Consider the following 16374-nt stretch of genomic DNA (forward strand, 5'->3'; position numbering starts at 1 on the left):
CCATGGAACCGTTAGAACCGCTACAACATTTTCTGCCCCAGGTTTGGTTTTTCATTTTGGGGTTATTTCTCTTTCTCTATGTTCTGTTGGATGGGTTTGATCTGGGGGTGGGGATTTTGTCCCTTACCGCTTCCAGCGAAGAACGGCGCAGTATTCTGATGACCAGTTTGGGTAATGTTTGGGATGCCAACGAAACCTGGTTAGTTTTAATGGGCGGCTCTTTATTTGGGGCTTTTCCCCTGGCCTACGCCACCATTTTGAATGCTCTCTATTTACCGGCGGTAATTATGGTGGTGGGTTTAATTCTCCGGGCAGTGTCCTTTGAGTTTCGGGAAAATGCTAACCGTAAATTAGTCTGGAACATTGCCTTTGGGGTCGGTAGTTTCCTCGCTGCCCTAGGTCAAGGTTTTGCCCTTGGCAGTGTGTTTGAAGGCATTACCGTCGATGCCCAGGGACATTTTGCAGGCACTATGTGGGACTGGCTCACTTGGCGATCAGTTTTAGTCGCCCTCACCCTGATCCAAGGCTATGTGTTGATCGGCTCCACCTATCTCATTTTGAAAACCGAAGGGGAATTGCAAAAAACCTATTTCAAAACGGCGGCGATCGCCACTTGGACCACTTTGGCGGGGGCGGTCTTTATTACCATTAGCACTCCAGCTTTTTCCGAAGAGGCCAGGGCCCAATTGTTTACCGCTCCGTTGGTGTACATTTTTGCCGCCATTCCCCTGGTGGGCTTACTGTTCATTGGCCTACTGTTGCGGAGTTTGTATCTGCGGGAAGAAAATACCCCGATTATCTGGACATTTTTAGTCTTTTCCCTTTCCTTTATTGGTTTGGGTTTCATTATTTTCCCCAACATCATTCCCCCCAGCGTCACTATTTATGAAGCGGCGGCGGCCCCCAGTTCCCTAGTGTTTATGCTGACTTTCATTGGTTTCCTGATCCCGATCCTGTTGTTCTACAACATCTACAATTACTTAGTTTTCCGGGGCAAAATTGTCACCGACTAGGGAGTTCGTTGCAATAAACAGCGATACACCGGACGTTGCAAATTAAAACAGGCAATTTCCCTTTCTGTGGGTACTTCGAGGGGATTTTCTGCCAACCAAGGGGTTTCATGGGTAAAGACAAAATTGTCATTTTCGGCAAAACGCTCTCTCATATCCTGGGCCACGGGTTCCACATCCGATTGGAGTAAAACTTCTCCTCCCACAGGTAACGCTTTGGCGATCGCCGTCACCAGTTCCGGTTGGGCTACCCGGCGTTTATTGTGTCGTTGCTTAAACCAAGGGTCGGGAAATTGAATGCTAACCCGTTGCAGAGTGGGGGGCAGGGCAGCGAAAAATTTTTCTGGCTCCACATTGATGTTGCCAAACAGGTAATGGACATTTTTTAACCCCAGGCGATCGCCAGTTTCGTTCGCTTCTAGCACCAAAGGTTGACGAATTTCCACCCCTAAAAAATTCCAGTCGGGGTATTGTTGGGCCATTTTGAGGGGAAAGCGGCCCCGGGCACAGCCAATGTCCAGATGTAACGGTCGCTGGACATTATCGTAAACGGTGCCCCAATCGGGACAGGACACTACCTGCCGATATTTTTCACTGAGGGGATTAACGTGTTGGCGGATGCGGACTCTAGCCAAGGAAAATTAGCCTAATTCAACATTTAATTTCACGGCCATTTTCTAACATTTTCGCAATTTACGTTTTTTTGCCCGGTTCCTGACTGTGCCACCAGTGCCAACAATCCTGGGCGATCGCCCAATCTTCTTCCGTGTGAACAATCACCACATTCACTAGGGAGTCAGGATGAGAAATCACATTATCCCTTGGCGATCGGTCGTTTAACTCTGGATCAAGTTTTAAACCTAAAAATTCAAACCCTTGGCAAACATCCGCCCGCACAGTGGTAGCATTTTCCCCCACCCCAGCAGTAAACACCAATGTATCTAATCCTTCGAGGGAAGCCAGCATTGCTCCCAAACAACGGCGAAAACGGTGAATATACATGGCGTAGGCCAATTGGGCTTGCGTGTCCCCCTCGGCTTTGGCTTGCAAAATGACCCGTAAATCTGGCGATAGTCCAGAAACTCCCAATAAACCGGATTTTTTATTTAACGTAGCGTTGATTTCCGCCGGGGTTAAACCCTGGGTTTCTTGCAGAAATAGCACGATGGCTGGATCAATGGAACCGCTGCGGGCCCCCATCATCAATCCTTCCAGGGGTGTAAAACCCATGGTGGTGTCGATGCTGACCCCATTTTTGATTGCGGTTAGGGAAGCACCGTTACCGATGTGACAGGTAATTAGTTTTAAATCCGCCAAGGGTTTACCTAAAATCTCCGCTGTTTTTTGGGCGCAATATTTATGGCTAGTGCCGTGGAATCCGTAGCGACGGATGCCCAAATTAGTCCAGGCTTGGGGAATGGCATATTCGGCGGCGGGGGCGGGAATGGTGCGGTGAAAAGCGGTGTCAAACACAGCAATCTGAGGCACTTCCCCCAACAGTGCGCTGATTGCTTCAATGCCCCCTAGGTGAGCAGGATTATGGGCTGGAGCCAGGGAAATTAAGTCTGCAATGGCCTGTTGCACTTCCGGCGTAATCAAAGTGGCTTCGGCATGATCCGTTCCTCCATGGACCACTCGATGGCCAACCAGGTCAATCTCTGCCAAACTTTTCAACACTGCATCATCCCCCGTTACCAGGGTGTCCAACATTCGGGCTATACCTTGTTGGCGATCGCCAGTTTCCAGAACGATCACTTGTTTTTGGCCAGCAGTTTCCACCGTTAACCGCCCCTGATTTGCCAACACCGTCCAATCAATGAAAGCCTCCCATAAGGGCTCCGGTATCGTCTCCGGTAGGCGATCGCCAGTCAGCTCATAAAGACAACTTTTTTGACTGCTGGAACCGGCATTGAGAATCAGGAATTTCATTGCAATTCGGTTTGGAAAAGTTGTTTCACTTTTTGCCAAGCATCGGCGGCCGCTTCGGCGTTATAGCTAGCCCTTTGGTCACAGAAAAAGCCATGGTCTGCGCCTGGGTAACGGAAAATTTTATGGTTCACCTGATACTTGGTTAAAGCCTGTTCAATCTGCTCCGTATCTGCCATGGGAATGCTGGCATCTTCCAAGCCGAAGAAGGCGTATAAAGTGCCCTGAATTTTATCGGTATAGGTAATGGGCGGTTCCGCTGTCCCTGGGGCCCAATGGGGAATACCCGCGCCGTAAAAGGAAGCCGTGGCCTTGACTGTGGGTAAACTAGCCCCTAAATAAACAATCCAACCACCAAAACAAAAACCAATTAATCCCACTTCTTCCGGTTTAACGTTGGGTAAAGTTTGGGCGTAGGCAATGGTGGCTTCCAGATCGCTCAAAATTTCTGCACTACTAGTCTGATCTTTGAGCTTTCTACCCGCTTCAATGCCTTCTGGGGTATAACCCTCTTCAAAACCTGGGGCTTGCCGTTGATAAATGGCCGGGGCGATCGCCACGTAACCTTCTTTGGCGACCCGTTCTGTCACGTCTCGTATATGGCTATTAACCCCAAAAATTTCTTGAACCACAATCACCACGGGATATTGACCTACGGCCACTGGCTCGGCCAAATAGCCTGCAATTTGCAAATCTTGGTTGGGAATGGTGACCAAGGTGGTCTTGATATCAACAGTCATACACTACCCGCAAATAATAACTCCTAGCCTATCTCAAAATTCTTACTGCAAGCCCTGTCTGAGAGCAGCAATCGCCCCTGTGGGCCGCTATCTTTACTTTTCGACCCTGTAGCAAAGCAATGGAGGAAATTTCCGTCTGCTGGATTTAGGCTCCCAGAGGGAAAACATTATCTGCCAACGCCGGGAAAAACGTTAAAATCACAAATTGTAACTGTTGTTACTTAAAGGTAACCACCGTTGTGTTTTTTGCAATCTAAGGGAATTGAAAATAATGTTTAAACCCAGCTTACTTTTGTCTTTGCTTGTTGTGGGCTGTTTGCTAACGGTTACCGGTTGCGGTGGTGGCAATCAGGGGGAGGAAGGTCAATCCACTCAACAGAACATCGAACAGCAAGAAAATAACAACGGGAATGACAATAACAATGCCAATACCAATGATGATGATAATGACAATAACGACGACGATGAGGAAGATGACAACAAAGATGGAGATGATTAAGGCGGTTTGATTCCAACTACCCCAGTGAAGATTCTTTTCATTAGCAACGGCCACGGAGAAGACCTCAACGCTGGCCTGATCATCGATGCCCTGCAACGGCGATCGCCAGAATTTGAGTTATTTGCTCTGCCCTTGGTGGGGGAAGGTAAAGCCTATCAAAATAGGGGAATTAGCATCATTGCGCCTACCCAACCTTTACCCTCGGGAGGGATCATTTACACTGGCTTTTTAACCTGGTGGCGGGACATTGTTGGGGGTTTAGTCGGTCTAACCATTAAGCAAATTAAGGCCCTACTCAAACAAAAACATCGGTTTGATCTTATTGTGGCGATCGGTGACATTGTGCCCCTGGTTTTCGCCCGTCTGACTGGGAAGCCCTACCTAAGTTTTTTGGTAGCTAATTCCAGTTACTACGAAGGCCGGTTGGCCCTACCCTTTACTGTGGCCTGGTGTTTAAAATCTCGTCATTGCCTAGGGGCGATCGCCAAAGATAATTTTACTGCCCAAGATTTAAGTCAAAGGGGCATCAACATCCGCTGGTTGGGCTATCCCATTATGGACGCTTTACAACCGACAGGACAGCAGCTACGACGAGACAGCAAAACTCTCATTGCCCTTTTGCCCGGTAGCCGGGTGCCGGAAGCGGTACATAATTTGGCTCAATTATTGCCCTTGTGTGGAGCCATTGCCCAGGAAAAAGCAGTGGATTTTTGGGCTGCCCTCGTGCCGGCAGTGACGGTGGAACATTTACAAAACCTAGCAAGGGAGCATGGTTGGCAATACCACGGCGATCGCCTAGAAAAAGATAATTGCACCATTCATTGTTCCTGGGATCAATTTGCTGACATTTTGCACCAAGCGGATTTAGTGTTGGGTATGGCGGGGACAGCGGTGGAACAGGCAGTGGGTTTAGGCAAGCCAGTGTTGCAAATCCCTGGCCATGGTCCCCAATTTACCTATGGTTTTGCTGAAGCTCAAATGCGATTATTGGGCTGTTCCGTCACCACCGTTGGCAAAAATCCCCAGGAAGCTAATTTAATCAGTCAAGCTAGTCAGAAAGCCCTAGCAATTTCGGCAGATCAGCATTATCAGCAACGCTGTCGCCACAACGGACAAGAGCGCATTGGTCCCCCCGGTGGTTCCCTGGCGATCGCCAACCACATTGCCGAAACTGCCAAAACTTTAGCCGGTAAAGGGTAGGATGCGGTCAACATAGCCGTGATTTACTGCCACTAACTGAACAAATCAAGGAAAAGTCTTTCCTTTAACAACCCGAAAATCCCCAAGAAGATTAGGATAAAAACATCTAGGCCAATTTTAATCGTCCTCCGCGTATGAGTATCTACGATCCCAACCCAGATCAGTCTCTAGCCAGAATCGACGCCCTAGAGAAGGAGTTGGCCAACCTCAAAGCCAGTCATAACACCCTGGACATCCAAAATAAAATTCTGAAAGGCTTTATCTCCCTCACCAACGTCTCGGCGGGGCGGATGTTAATTAAGGCCACGTTGCAAAAAACCATGGAAGCCTCCATTCACCAAACGGGGGCCCAATTGGGCAGTCTTTTCTTACTAGATGGGGACGGCAGGGTCACGGAGAGTATTTTAGCCAGAGGAGCCACTGACCAAAGTCAGAAAAAGAATATTGTCGGCCAAGTGCTGGACAAGGGGCTAGCGGGTTGGGTCAGGGAAAATAAAAGAACTGGTCTCATCAACGACACCACCAAGGATTACCGTTGGCTAAAACTGCCCGACGAACCTTACCAGGCCCTGTCCGCCCTGGGGGTCCCCATTGTTTGGGGGGACGAACTGTTGGGGATTTTGACTCTGATGCATTCCCAGGTGAATCATTTCACCCCGGCCTGTGCCACTGCCATGGAAAAAACGGCAGAATTAATTGCTCTAGTCTTGAACAATGCTCGCATTCAAACCAAGCATAAGCAAAATGAAACTCTGATTCAACAGGAAGACGACTTATTAAACCAAGCTATTCTCTGGTTTCCCAGTATAATTTTTATCCTAGATAACCAGGGAGTATTGCTCAAATGTGGGGGCAAATATTTAGCCCAGATTGGTCTTGACCCTAAGGAAAGCATTGGTAAATCAATTTATTATTTATTACCTGAGGCTAATGAATTAAAAAGCCTGACCAGCCATGCCCTAGCTAACAACATTATTGAGTCTGTGAGCGTGCAAATGGAACGAGTTGATCACGGCACTTGGTTCTATGATGCTTGGTTTTCTCCTATCCTAGATAACCATGGCCAGGTTGCTAATGTTGTTTGTATGCTCTTACCGGCCTAAAAAAGAAGGTAAAGGTCTAGAGTAATCTTTTTCATCACCGTCTGTATTTTAGGTATACTTTTGCTGCGCTTTTCTTACCCTTTACGTGTATGAAACAAGGTAAATTTTTACAGCTTAATGGGGAGCTGGGATAACCAGAGTTACAAAGATAAATTCTAGGAGCAAAACAGCACACATCATGAAGAGTTACCGGCGCTTGAAACGATTACTTTTCTTTACCAATATTGGCGATAAGTCTAAGCAAATTAGACAAAAGACTGGGGCAGGAAAAACAAAAATTTATCTAAGCATGGCGGTGTTTATCCTCTGTCCCCTCACCCTCTGGGGCACCACCCAGAATTTTAATTTAACTATGATGGCCCTGACTACTTTTGCCATAGCTTATCTGGGCAAAGGCCTGCGTCGGACTAAGCCTGGTGCTGGGGAAAATTGGCCTCATTAAATTGACGATCAACATCAAACATCTATACGTAAAAAGTCACTTCTACGGTTTTATCTGGCAACTGTCGAGGATCTTCTCCCTTGGCGATCGCCGTGCGGATAGATTCCACAAAAATATGGATAGTATCGGCGGGGGTATGGTTAAAATTAGTACCGTATTTGGCGATTACTTCCTGTTGAATGGCGAGAATCTTTAGGTCCTGGGCAATAATCCGTTTAGCGGTCCACCAAACTAAGGGAATGGCAAAGAAATTCCACATGCCATAGTTGAAAGCAACGTCGGTGTAAACGAGGGTAGATTGTTCTGTTATTGGCACCGATTGACTAGTAATCAATAAATGACGTTTGGAACTAAATTTATATTCCACAGAAGTTACATTCGGCATAATAAATCGGTCAGTATGGCTAATTTCATTGCCCTGGGAATTAAGAAATTTACTCCACCAGCCCAAATTATTATTTTCGTTATAATACTCAGCTTTGACCTGGCCTTGATGGCGATCCACAATCATTTTTATGGCTTGCCGTTGGGCGGTGCGAAAAATGCCTGGGTGCACCGAAGCTGTATGGGGAATGTCGATGAAATTCTCCACGCAGTTAGTGACATTATTAGCAAATCGATGGATTAGTCTGATTCTCTGCCAACCTTTTTTACCATACTGGGGTAACGCAAAAGGGGGTTGTATCGATTCCCCTAAACAGACATAAATAAAGCCTTCCTGTTCTATTGTTGGGTAAAATTTCGTCCGTAAATTTTCCCTTGGTTTAAATTGTTGATCTTCCGCTGGCACACCAATGACTTGACCTCGATGATCATAAATCCAACCGTGGTAAGGACAGTGAAGATTTCCTTGCTTGACTGAACCACAGGAAAGGCGACTGTGGCGATGGACACAACGATCTTCCAAGGCGATCGCCATACCATGCTGGTCTCGAAAAATTGCTAGCCATTGCCCTAAAATTTGCCGAGCTACAATTTGATCAGGCTTTAAATATTTACTTTCAGCCACCACATACCAAAAATCTTCAAATTTCATTACTTTGGTAGGCTCTAATGGCAATATCTCCTGTTAACTTAATTTGACAAGCCAATCTAGCCTGAACATCATCAGGGGCCAGAATAGCCAAAATTTCCCTTTCCTCGGCCTTTGGAGAGGGGATTTCCCCCACAACTTTCACTAGACATATGCCACATAATCCTGTGCGACAACCGAATAAAATTGGCGAATTGTCTGGGGTTAAATATTCCGCTAGACAAGCGTTAAATTCTAGTGATAGGGGCAAAAATTTAGTTTGAGGAAAAGAAATTACGCAATTATTCATAATTTTCAAGGTCGGCGATCACCGACATAGAACAATACCGATAATTGTCCGATGGAACCTAGGCAAACATCACGGCAATGGGGGATCAAAAAACTGAAAGGAAATGCTTTTTAGGAGTGATTAGCGTTGGGCAGATTCTGCCAAAAATTGATCGATGGTGCTTAACAATTGATTGGGTTGGAATGGTTTGGTGAGGTAACCATCAGCCCCAAGAGCTTTGGCCCGATTGCGATGGAGGGGATTTTCCCTAGAGGTGAGCATCACTACCGTTAAGCTATGCCAAACTCGGTGAGCCCGCACCAGTTGCAGCAGACTAAACCCATCCATATTGGGCATTTCAATGTCACACAGAGCTAAATCAATGCCTTGGTTTTGCCGGTTGAGTAAATCCCAAGCTTCTTTGCCGTCCCGACATTGGATGAGGCGGAAACTGCCTCCCAGCACCCGTTGTAAAGTTCGCCGCACTGTGACGGAATCGTCAATAACCAGGATTGTGGTCTGACCACCAGCGGATCCCGCCGCATCCTGGGGCAAGGTAGGTTCAGTACGCCAAAGCACAGCAAAATTGTTGGGAATTAATACGGGCACCACTTCTCCAGTACCCAAAACGGTACAGCCCGCCACATAGGAAGGAATGGGGGTAATGGCGTCCAGAGCTTTGACCACCAAGGTCCGTTCATCGACAATTTGCTCCACTGTTAACAAGGCTGGGCGATCGCCAAGGTTAACCATCAGTCCGACTTTATGGGGTAAACCGGGGGAAGGACTGAAGCCCTGGGGATAAATTTGGGGCAACACTTCATCCAGAGGGCAAGCTTCCATAATTTGGGATTGCCATTCCACCCGACCATTTTTAATCGGGTAATCGTCCAGGGGCAAAATTCGCAACACACTTTCGGAAGGAAACGCCAGTAACCGTTGCTGATAGCGCACCAGCAGTAGGGGCACAATATTCAAACTTAGGGGAATACGGATCAGAAAACGACTGCCTTGGCCCAATTTGGTTTCCACCGTCAAGGTACCCCGCAGGGATTCAATCATTTGCTTGACAATGTCCAGTCCTAATCCCCGCCCGGACAGATTGCTCACTTCCGCTGCAGTGGAAAATCCCGGCTGAAACAGAAAATCCAACATTTGAGCTTCCCCGATGGTGCCCAACTGCTCTGGGGTTAGCCAACCCAATTCCATTGCTTTGCGACTAATTTTTTCTGGGTCAATGCCCCGACCGTCGTCACTTACTGTAATTAAAACTTGGTTATTGGCCGTGCTAGCGCTGAGGGTAATGGTCCCTTCGGGAGGTTTGCCCTGGGCTTGGCGTTCTGGTACAAATTCCAAACCGTGGTCAAAGGCGTTGCGAATTAAATGGGTTAGGGGGGTGCGTAACTGGTCCAAAATGGCCACTTCGACTAGGGTGTTTTCCCCTTCAATGACAAACTGCACCGGTTTTTTATGGCGATCGCCTAGCTTTTCCAACGGCTGGGCAAAGGATTGGGCTAGACCCCGAAAGGGCACCAGGCGGGATTGGGTCAATTCACTGTCCAATTGATGGAGGGACTGACTCATCTGGATCAGGGTTTCCTGTAAATCCCGTTCCACTAAATCCACGTCTTCCTGGATTTCCTGCACCTGCACCATCAGTTCCTGGAACCTTTGCAGAATGCCATGGACAGCAGTGTAACTATCCATTTCCAGGGCATCAAAATCCACCAATCCCGCTATGCCTAAACTGCTTTGACTATCACCGTTTTGGTTACCGCCACCGTTACTTGGACTGATCTTGGTTTGGTCGCTGAAAGAAAGTTCATCGTAGAGGGATTCCACTTGCTCCCGCATGGGGATTAACTGTTGCCCCCGCCTTTTTAGGTTCCGACTAGCTTGCCGTAGCTGTTTGTCATATTCCAACAACCTTTCCTGGTTAATTAGCAATTCACTAACTGTATTACTTAATTTATTCAGGCGATCGAGGGGAATCCGTAAAGTCTGCCTGGTGCTGGGGGCAGGGGAAGCTTTGGCGGTCACAACAGCGGGAATTGGAACGCCGGGGACGGGGGGCGCAATTACTGCCGTTACTGGCTTAACCTCTGGTAATGGTTCGGGATCCGGTTCCGCAACAATTTCCGGCGCTGGGGGGGTCAACTCGCCCGCTAAAAATTGCTCCCTTAAAGATCTCAATTCGGCGATCGCCGTGGGTAAAAGGGTGAGCAAATCCACCTGGGGCCGCACCAATTCTCCCCGCAAACGGTTTCCGGCCTCCTCCAACCAATCACAACTAAGAGCTTGGCCTAACAGGGTACATTCCTCTAGCAAAAGACTAAAACTTTCCCGTAGCTCCGTGGCGGTTCCCCCCCGTTCCAGTCGCCGTTCTACCCGCTCTAAACAAGCTTCTAGTTCCACCGTCAGGGAAGTCCGCACAAATTGGGACACATCTCCTGCGATCGCCTCCTCTTGGGAAGGTTGAGGTTGACATGTTTCTAAAAACTCACCTAGGGCCAGGGCAAGTTCCGGCGGCTCATCCGTGTCCTGTAAACGACCACTGTTGGCCAACTCCACCATGGCCTGGGTTTCCTCGATGGTCATGGCAATTAAGCCCACTGCCATGGATTTATCTTCCACCCTTCCCTGTTCTAGAGCCTCAAATAAATCCTCCAACCGGTGACAGAGGGTCTGCAGAGGGGTTAAAGCCGACATTCCCGCTCCCCCCTTGAGGGAATGGGCCGCCCGTCCCATATCCTGAATCAGCTTTTGCCGTTGTTGGGAATCCCCAGCGGGGCCTAACACCCGTTCCAAGGACTGGAAACCCACTGTCAACTGTGCTAGACATTCCGGCGCGTCTTCCTCCAAAAAGGCCTGACGGGCTTCGGCGGTAATGGCGGCGAGGGTGGCGGCATCAAACATACGTTGACCAAATTCGGAGTTGGGTGTGTTGACAAGGCATGGAGAAAAATTTCCGCCTATTCCACTTTGAATTTACCGGCGGCGGTTTGCAGATCCACAGCGGTTTTGGCCAGGGATTGCAGGGACTGGGACACCAGTTGGGATTTGTCCGACGTGGCTTTGGCGACGCTGGCTACGTTTTGTACAGTTTCCGTCACCATTTGGGATGCTAACCGTTGGGATTCCGTGTTGCGGGAGATGGAATCCAGTACCGTGTCAATTTCCTCACTAATCTGGGCCAGATTTTGCAGGGTTTCCTTGGTTTTTTGTACCAATTGGGTACCGGTGACTACCTCGTTGGTGCTTTCCTCCATCAGTTGGCTCATCTGGGAGGTTTCCTCTTGAATACTGAGAATTACCTGCTCAATTTCCTGGGCGGAGAGGGTTACCATTTCCGCCAATCGTCGTACCTCGTCCGCAACGATCCGGAAACCCTGACCGTTTTCCCCCGCCCTAGCCGCTTCGATGGAGGCGTTAAAGGCCAACAAGTTGGTTTTTTCGGAAATACCGGAGATAATTCCGACGATTTTGGAAATTTCCAAGGAAGATTCCGCCAATCGCTTCGACTTTTTGGAAATTTCTGCCACCCGGCCCCGTACTTTATAAATACTTTCCACCGTTTCGTCCATGGTGTTTTGCCCATGTTGGGCCGCTTCGTTGCCCTGTTTGGCGATCGCCGCCGCCGTTTGGGCACTTATAGCTACGGACTCAATGGATTGGGCCATTTCTGCTACGGAAGCAGTGGCGAATTCCAGGGCCCGGGCTTGTTCCAGAGCATTGTCAGACAAACTGGTGATTTCTTGGCTATCTTCCTGGGCTTGGCCGCTCACCTCCGTTGCCGTATCCACCACCTGTTTAACCAGTTTTCTCAACCCCGCCAAAGTGGCATTGAACGCATCGGCGATCGCCCCTACGGCCCCAGCTTCCACGGAACTACGTACCGTCAAATCCCCCCGGGAAGATTCTTCAATGTCCGTCAACAACCGCACTACCCCGTCTTGGAGTTCTTCTTTTAGTTGCCGTTGTTTCTCGGCCTCCTGTTGCCGCTCTAGGGACGTTTCCTGTAAAGAACGGGTAGAAGCTTCCACCTGTTCCGCCATGGCGTTGAAGGTGACAGCCAATTGTCCCACCTCGTCTTTGGATTCCACTTCCGCCCGCACACCGGTTTCCCCTTCTCCTAACTTTTGGGCAGTGGTCTGCAAATTTTTCAGCGGCTTGGTCAAGGTTTTACCTAACCAATAGGCAATAATCGCCGCCACCAACAGAGCCACTGCCCCCACACCAATTTGCAGCAGAAGAGTTCTTTCTAGGAGGTCATTAAATTCAACTTCAGAGGTGCCCCGAACAAGCAAAGCGAGGGGTTGGCCTTGAATGTCTTTGATCACTTTAATGGCCACCGTTAAAGGCTCCCCTTCCACGGTAGTTCTCCCCACTAAGGGCATGTCTGGATTTTCTTGGGCCTTTTTCAGTAACTCTAAATCTGGAAAAGCAACATTCTCATAGACTTTGGTATTCTGACCGCTGCCAGTTTTTAGGTTGGAGGTAGCTAGTTGAATCTCCCCATTCGGGTCTATGTAATAAACCGCACTGTAGCCCCCATCAAAGTTGTCCACTGTGTTTTTCACAATGGCGTCTTTGCCATTAACAATGTCTCCAGCAATTAAGGTACCAATATTCTTTTTGGATTGGGGATCTTGCACCGGGGTGACAGTGTAGCGAATGAGGGCATTTTCCTGCTCTAAGTTGTCGATGCCTGGGGGTAGTTCCTTTTCCAGTTCTTCTTTGCTGACAATAGTACTAAACTTAATTTGTCCCGGATAACCCATCCGCAGAGTCACAAGGTTGCTGGGGTCAAATATTTGTCCGTTCCGTTGGGCATTGGCACTGGCAATAATCCTTTGGTCTTGGCCCACCAGGGTGGCGTATTCGATATCCCTCGATGCGGTCTCATTTTTTAAAATGTCCCGTACCTGGGCCGCCAAAGGAGCAGGAATAGGTTGCCTTTCGCTGTAGAGTCGAGCCGCTTGAATAATAGCCAGGTTATCGGATTGACCCCGAAAACCAAAACTCATCTGGTCAATTTTGATGTTGTAGTTGCCCTCGGTGACCACCAACTCCGCCAGAGTCTGGTTTTTCAGTTGGAATCTACCCGAAGAAATGGCAATCATCATCCCGGTGCCCACCACTGCAACCACAGTTATGGCACTGGAAACCAACAAAGCGGTGAATTGCTTGGTGGCAATGGGCAAGTTAGCCCAGCGTTTTTGCAATGTTAGGTTAGACCGCTCTTCGTCCAGGGCTAAATCATCGGTGGCGGCGGCGTATTTTAAGGTCCCAGTCCAAGCCATGGCCGGGGTAATGCGATTGGGATCCGCTAGTTGGGCCTCAATGCCGGCGATCGCCTGGTCACAGGTGGCATGGAAAATCCCCTCCTCATCGTTAATTTTTAAATCTTCGTAGGCTTGGAGAGCATCGGTTAAAAATCCCCCCGCTTCTAGGGCACTGGCGAAACTTATTTGGGCCACCAGATCGTCGGGCCTCTCTTGCACCGTCTCCTGGAGCATGAGAATTTCTGGCGGATAGACCTGCTTCTTCTCTTCCTCAGTCAGGGGTTGGGGAATAGCGGGGGTTTCCTCCACCGCCGGCAAATGAGGCTGAATTTCCGCTAAAGCCTTACTGATGGTTTCGCCATAAATGCCGTCACTGTCCAACTCCTGGGCTTGACGATAGTATTGGGCCGCTTCCTCCCAAAAACCCTCTTGCTGGAGAGCACCGGCCAGGACGATCTGGGCAAATAGATCATCCGGGGCAGCCATGGCTGCTGCTTGCAGCTCCAGAATCTCTTGGGAAAATTGGGGTTTAGTGGGGGTGCTAACCATGGCGATTAAAAGTAATTAAAAAACAATTGGGCAATGGGTCGGAACAGTTTCAGGATTAACGATGAAAATTAAGACTCTGTTAAGGTGAAAAAGTAAGGATTAAGTTGAGCAAAAACTTTGGGGAAGCCCGATAACTATTTCTCCAATGGGTGAAGCTGTTTAATGGAACCCCCACCCTGGAGCCAGGCAAAAATTCGATCCACATCCAAAATCAGAATGGTTTCCCCGTCTTTGTTGCCTTCTCCCAATAAAAAGGGCTCCCGCAGTGGCTTAATTTCCTCTGCACTAAAGCTAACAATGCCCTTCAATCCTTCGGCGATCGCCGCCACCTGGGCAGATTCTCCCACCAGTACCACTGCTTTAGTATTGCTCAAGGTACGGTAATTGAGGGGGTTAGCCGTGCCCGGGGACAATAGGCGGGGCAAATCCATCACCCAAAGCAAATTTCCCCGTTGATTGCTCACCCCCAATAACTCCGGTCTTACCCCAGGAATGAGACAAAGGGAACTGAGGGGAAAGGACAACACCTCCCGGGTTTTAGCTAAAGGAATAGCCACCGTCAGGGGTAGACCCAAATCAATCCAAAAATAGTCCTCTACCATAACCTCATCACCGTAGTCAGCATTGGCAAGTTCTAGGAAATATAGGGCTTAACGGTTTTCATCAACTCAATGGGGCTATAGGGCTTAATCAAATAAGCATTACCCCCCTGGCGCAGGGCCCAAAAACGGTCGTAATCCTCATTTTTGGTGGAACAGAAGACAATGGGCACATCTTCTAGGGCCAATTCTCCCCGAATTTTGCGACATAGGTCATAACCACTAATATCCGGCATAACGATGTCCAGCATAATTAGGTCAGGCACCGTATTTTTGTTTAACCATTCCAGGGCTTCATCGGCATTGTTACAAATGACAGCCTCTGTGCCCATGGACTTTAAAAGCCCCTGAACCAATAACTGGTCAGACTTGGTATCTTCCACAACTAAAACAGTTTTCACTGGTATCCCCCTGGGCAATTGCTAACGATGATAATCATAGGATAGAAGAAGCAAATCAGTAATTAAAACTAACTTAGACAAACAACTATCAGTAGTAATTAAGTAATTAAACAGCTGCGGAGATAAAGCTCTGCACTGTTTCCACTAATTCCTGGGGCTGGAACGGTTTGCAAATGTAGCCAACGGAGCCGTGCATTTTTGCTTTTACCCGGTCTAAAACTCCACTGCGGCCGGTCAACATGACAATGGGAATATGCTTGAGGGCTTCGGATTTATTGCAAATACTGCACAGTTGATAGCCGTCGATGTCGGGCATATTGATGTCCATCAAAATCAGAGCCGGTTTGGCGTGCATCAAAGTAGTTAGGGCACTAGAGGCTTGTTTGATGTTGATCACCTTAAAACCCGTGGCTTCGAGGGCAAAGCTCACCACCCGTTGAATGGAAGGACTGTCATCCACACAGGCAATGACCGGGCGGTTATCCTCCTGCTCCGGTTCGTAGGGTCCCATGGTGATGAGACCTAGGCCCACTAGGGTTTTGAGAATAATGGCCACACTAAGGCTACTGGTGTGCAGAGACTCGGCAATTTCATACACACACATTTCCTGGGCGATTAATTCCGGCAATTTTTGGTAGCGGTTCAGCAAGTCACTGGTGATGTGTTCAAGCTTACATAGCCCAGGCAAGATGGTATCCACATTCTCGGCGATCGCCCGTTGGAAAGGAGAGTTGATGACAGTACAAATTTTGAGCCAATGTTTGATTTCCTGGGCGGCAGGTTGCATTAACTGCTTGAAGTCCAGATAGAGCAGTAAACGATCTAGCCCCACCGTTTCCTCGAAAGTGCAAACCGGCTGGGACAGGGAAAGAATTTGGATCAAAGCTTCCTGGGTTAACTTGGCCAGAATGGAGCGGATTTCCTGAAAAGAAAACTGCTGGGAATCCCACAACTCACAGAGGTACTGATAATCGCTGGTGATGGGCTGCTCAAGGCGAAGGCTTTTAGTGGGAGTGTAGCGTTGGAACAGATAGTTCAGCCTTTCCGATTGTCCTTGGTCACTTCCGGCATAGTGAATGCGTCCGTTGCCCAGATAGATCCGCCATTGGATGCGGGGATTGCCCTTGCTATGAACGATCAATTTGCCAGAGCTCTCTTTGGCAATGAGGTTCTGTAAAACCTGGTACAAGTTAGGGCTTTCACTGGCGGGGGGGGGAGAAGCTTCCATAGCGTTCGGGGGAGATGGCAGGGGGTAGGCCAACCCTAGTGTGGTCTGATTCGTGGCCGGGGAAGAAGACAGGGGAGATTGCATGGGACAA

Annotated in this window: 15 protein-coding genes; 5 read left to right on the top strand and 10 right to left on the bottom strand. The window is 48.7% G+C overall.

The window, feature by feature from the left end; all coding sequences use genetic code 11:
- The first annotated feature begins 2 nt into the window (after positions 1–2).
- Positions 3–1013, top strand: coding sequence for a cytochrome d ubiquinol oxidase subunit II (gene cydB, locus BWK47_RS03195; RefSeq protein ID WP_162327540.1), 1011 nt, complete (start codon positions 3–5; stop codon positions 1011–1013).
- Here cydB and trmB read toward each other — a convergent pair.
- From trmB to BWK47_RS03210, 3 genes are read right to left on the bottom strand one after another with little or no spacing between them, the layout of a single operon-like run.
- Positions 1010–1645, bottom strand: a complete 636-nt coding sequence (trmB, locus tag BWK47_RS03200) for a tRNA (guanosine(46)-N7)-methyltransferase TrmB (protein WP_162327541.1) — start codon at positions 1643–1645, stop codon at positions 1010–1012. The two genes, cydB and trmB, sit on opposite strands and share 4 nt — an antisense overlap.
- Positions 1646–1703: 58 nt before the next feature.
- A complete protein-coding gene (locus tag BWK47_RS03205) occupies positions 1704–2939 on the bottom strand; it encodes an acetate kinase (RefSeq protein WP_162327542.1) in 1236 nt (411 codons plus the stop codon).
- The gene (locus tag BWK47_RS03210) at positions 2936–3676 is read right to left on the bottom strand and encodes a dienelactone hydrolase family protein (protein WP_162327543.1); all 741 of its coding nucleotides are present in this window, start codon (positions 3674–3676) and stop codon (positions 2936–2938) included. The genes BWK47_RS03205 and BWK47_RS03210 overlap by 4 nt, the downstream gene beginning before the upstream one ends.
- A gap of 271 nt (positions 3677–3947) precedes the next feature.
- Between BWK47_RS03210 and BWK47_RS03215 the strand changes: the two genes are divergently transcribed.
- The 4 genes from BWK47_RS03215 (at position 3948) to BWK47_RS03230 (ending at position 6920) form a co-directional block, all read left to right on the top strand.
- Positions 3948–4175, top strand: coding sequence for a hypothetical protein (locus BWK47_RS03215; RefSeq protein ID WP_162327544.1), 228 nt, complete (start codon positions 3948–3950; stop codon positions 4173–4175).
- 24 nt (positions 4176–4199) lie between these two features.
- Positions 4200–5375 (top strand): lipid-A-disaccharide synthase-related protein, encoded by a 1176-nt coding sequence (locus BWK47_RS03220; RefSeq protein ID WP_162329595.1) that lies wholly within the window; start codon positions 4200–4202, stop codon positions 5373–5375.
- Positions 5376–5509: 134 nt separating this feature from the next.
- On the top strand, positions 5510–6478 hold the full coding sequence (locus BWK47_RS03225) for a GAF domain-containing protein (protein WP_162327545.1): 969 nt from the start codon (positions 5510–5512) through the stop codon (positions 6476–6478).
- Positions 6479–6656: 178 nt separating this feature from the next.
- Complete coding sequence (locus BWK47_RS03230) at positions 6657–6920, top strand: hypothetical protein (RefSeq protein WP_162327546.1); 264 nt, start codon at positions 6657–6659, stop codon at positions 6918–6920.
- A 22-nt stretch (positions 6921–6942) separates the two neighbouring features.
- Here the strand turns inward: BWK47_RS03230 and BWK47_RS03235 are convergent, their stop codons facing one another.
- The 7 genes from BWK47_RS03235 to BWK47_RS03265 form a co-directional block, all read right to left on the bottom strand.
- Positions 6943–7956: an aromatic ring-hydroxylating dioxygenase subunit alpha gene (locus BWK47_RS03235; protein WP_162327547.1), complete on the bottom strand. Its 1014-nt coding sequence runs from the start codon at positions 7954–7956 to the stop codon at positions 6943–6945.
- Positions 7946–8242, bottom strand: coding sequence for a 2Fe-2S iron-sulfur cluster binding domain-containing protein (locus BWK47_RS03240; RefSeq protein ID WP_162327548.1), 297 nt, complete (start codon positions 8240–8242; stop codon positions 7946–7948). The genes BWK47_RS03235 and BWK47_RS03240 overlap by 11 nt, the downstream gene beginning before the upstream one ends.
- 120 nt (positions 8243–8362) lie before the next feature.
- Complete coding sequence (locus tag BWK47_RS03245; protein ID WP_162327549.1) at positions 8363–11137, bottom strand: hybrid sensor histidine kinase/response regulator; 2775 nt, start codon at positions 11135–11137, stop codon at positions 8363–8365.
- Positions 11138–11193: 56 nt separating this feature from the next.
- Complete coding sequence (locus BWK47_RS03250) at positions 11194–14055, bottom strand: methyl-accepting chemotaxis protein (protein ID WP_162327550.1); 2862 nt, start codon at positions 14053–14055, stop codon at positions 11194–11196.
- A gap of 134 nt (positions 14056–14189) precedes the next feature.
- On the bottom strand, positions 14190–14657 hold the full coding sequence (locus BWK47_RS03255; RefSeq protein ID WP_162327551.1) for a CheW domain-containing protein: 468 nt from the start codon (positions 14655–14657) through the stop codon (positions 14190–14192).
- A gap of 32 nt (positions 14658–14689) precedes the next feature.
- A complete protein-coding gene (locus BWK47_RS03260; protein ID WP_010871830.1) occupies positions 14690–15055 on the bottom strand; it encodes a response regulator in 366 nt (121 codons plus the stop codon).
- 106 nt (positions 15056–15161) lie between these two features.
- The gene (locus tag BWK47_RS03265) at positions 15162–16283 is read right to left on the bottom strand and encodes a response regulator (RefSeq protein ID WP_237269772.1); all 1122 of its coding nucleotides are present in this window, start codon (positions 16281–16283) and stop codon (positions 15162–15164) included.
- Positions 16284–16374 lie beyond the last annotated feature (91 nt).

This window comes from Synechocystis sp. CACIAM 05 (assembly GCF_010222815.1).
In the GTDB taxonomy this organism is placed as follows: domain Bacteria; phylum Cyanobacteriota; class Cyanobacteriia; order Cyanobacteriales; family Microcystaceae; genus Synechocystis.

What these genes read in the sequence shown, in the direction of transcription:
- cydB (WP_162327540.1), top strand. Translation starts at nt 3, where the DNA reads ATGGAACCGTTAGAACCGCTACAACATTTTCTGCCCCAGGTTTGGTTT.
- BWK47_RS03205 (WP_162327542.1), bottom strand. Translation starts at nt 2,939, where the DNA reads ATGAAATTCCTGATTCTCAATGCCGGTTCCAGCAGTCAAAAAAGTTGT.
- BWK47_RS03210 (WP_162327543.1), bottom strand. Translation starts at nt 3,676, where the DNA reads ATGACTGTTGATATCAAGACCACCTTGGTCACCATTCCCAACCAAGAT.
- BWK47_RS03215 (WP_162327544.1), top strand. Translation starts at nt 3,948, where the DNA reads ATGTTTAAACCCAGCTTACTTTTGTCTTTGCTTGTTGTGGGCTGTTTG.
- BWK47_RS03225 (WP_162327545.1), top strand. Translation starts at nt 5,510, where the DNA reads ATGAGTATCTACGATCCCAACCCAGATCAGTCTCTAGCCAGAATCGAC.
- BWK47_RS03230 (WP_162327546.1), top strand. Translation starts at nt 6,657, where the DNA reads ATGAAGAGTTACCGGCGCTTGAAACGATTACTTTTCTTTACCAATATT.
- BWK47_RS03235 (WP_162327547.1), bottom strand. Translation starts at nt 7,956, where the DNA reads ATGAAATTTGAAGATTTTTGGTATGTGGTGGCTGAAAGTAAATATTTA.
- BWK47_RS03240 (WP_162327548.1), bottom strand. Translation starts at nt 8,242, where the DNA reads ATGAATAATTGCGTAATTTCTTTTCCTCAAACTAAATTTTTGCCCCTA.
- BWK47_RS03245 (WP_162327549.1), bottom strand. Translation starts at nt 11,137, where the DNA reads ATGTTTGATGCCGCCACCCTCGCCGCCATTACCGCCGAAGCCCGTCAG.
- BWK47_RS03250 (WP_162327550.1), bottom strand. Translation starts at nt 14,055, where the DNA reads ATGGTTAGCACCCCCACTAAACCCCAATTTTCCCAAGAGATTCTGGAG.
- BWK47_RS03255 (WP_162327551.1), bottom strand. Translation starts at nt 14,657, where the DNA reads ATGGTAGAGGACTATTTTTGGATTGATTTGGGTCTACCCCTGACGGTG.
- BWK47_RS03265 (WP_237269772.1), bottom strand. Translation starts at nt 16,283, where the DNA reads ATGGAAGCTTCTCCCCCCCCCGCCAGTGAAAGCCCTAACTTGTACCAG.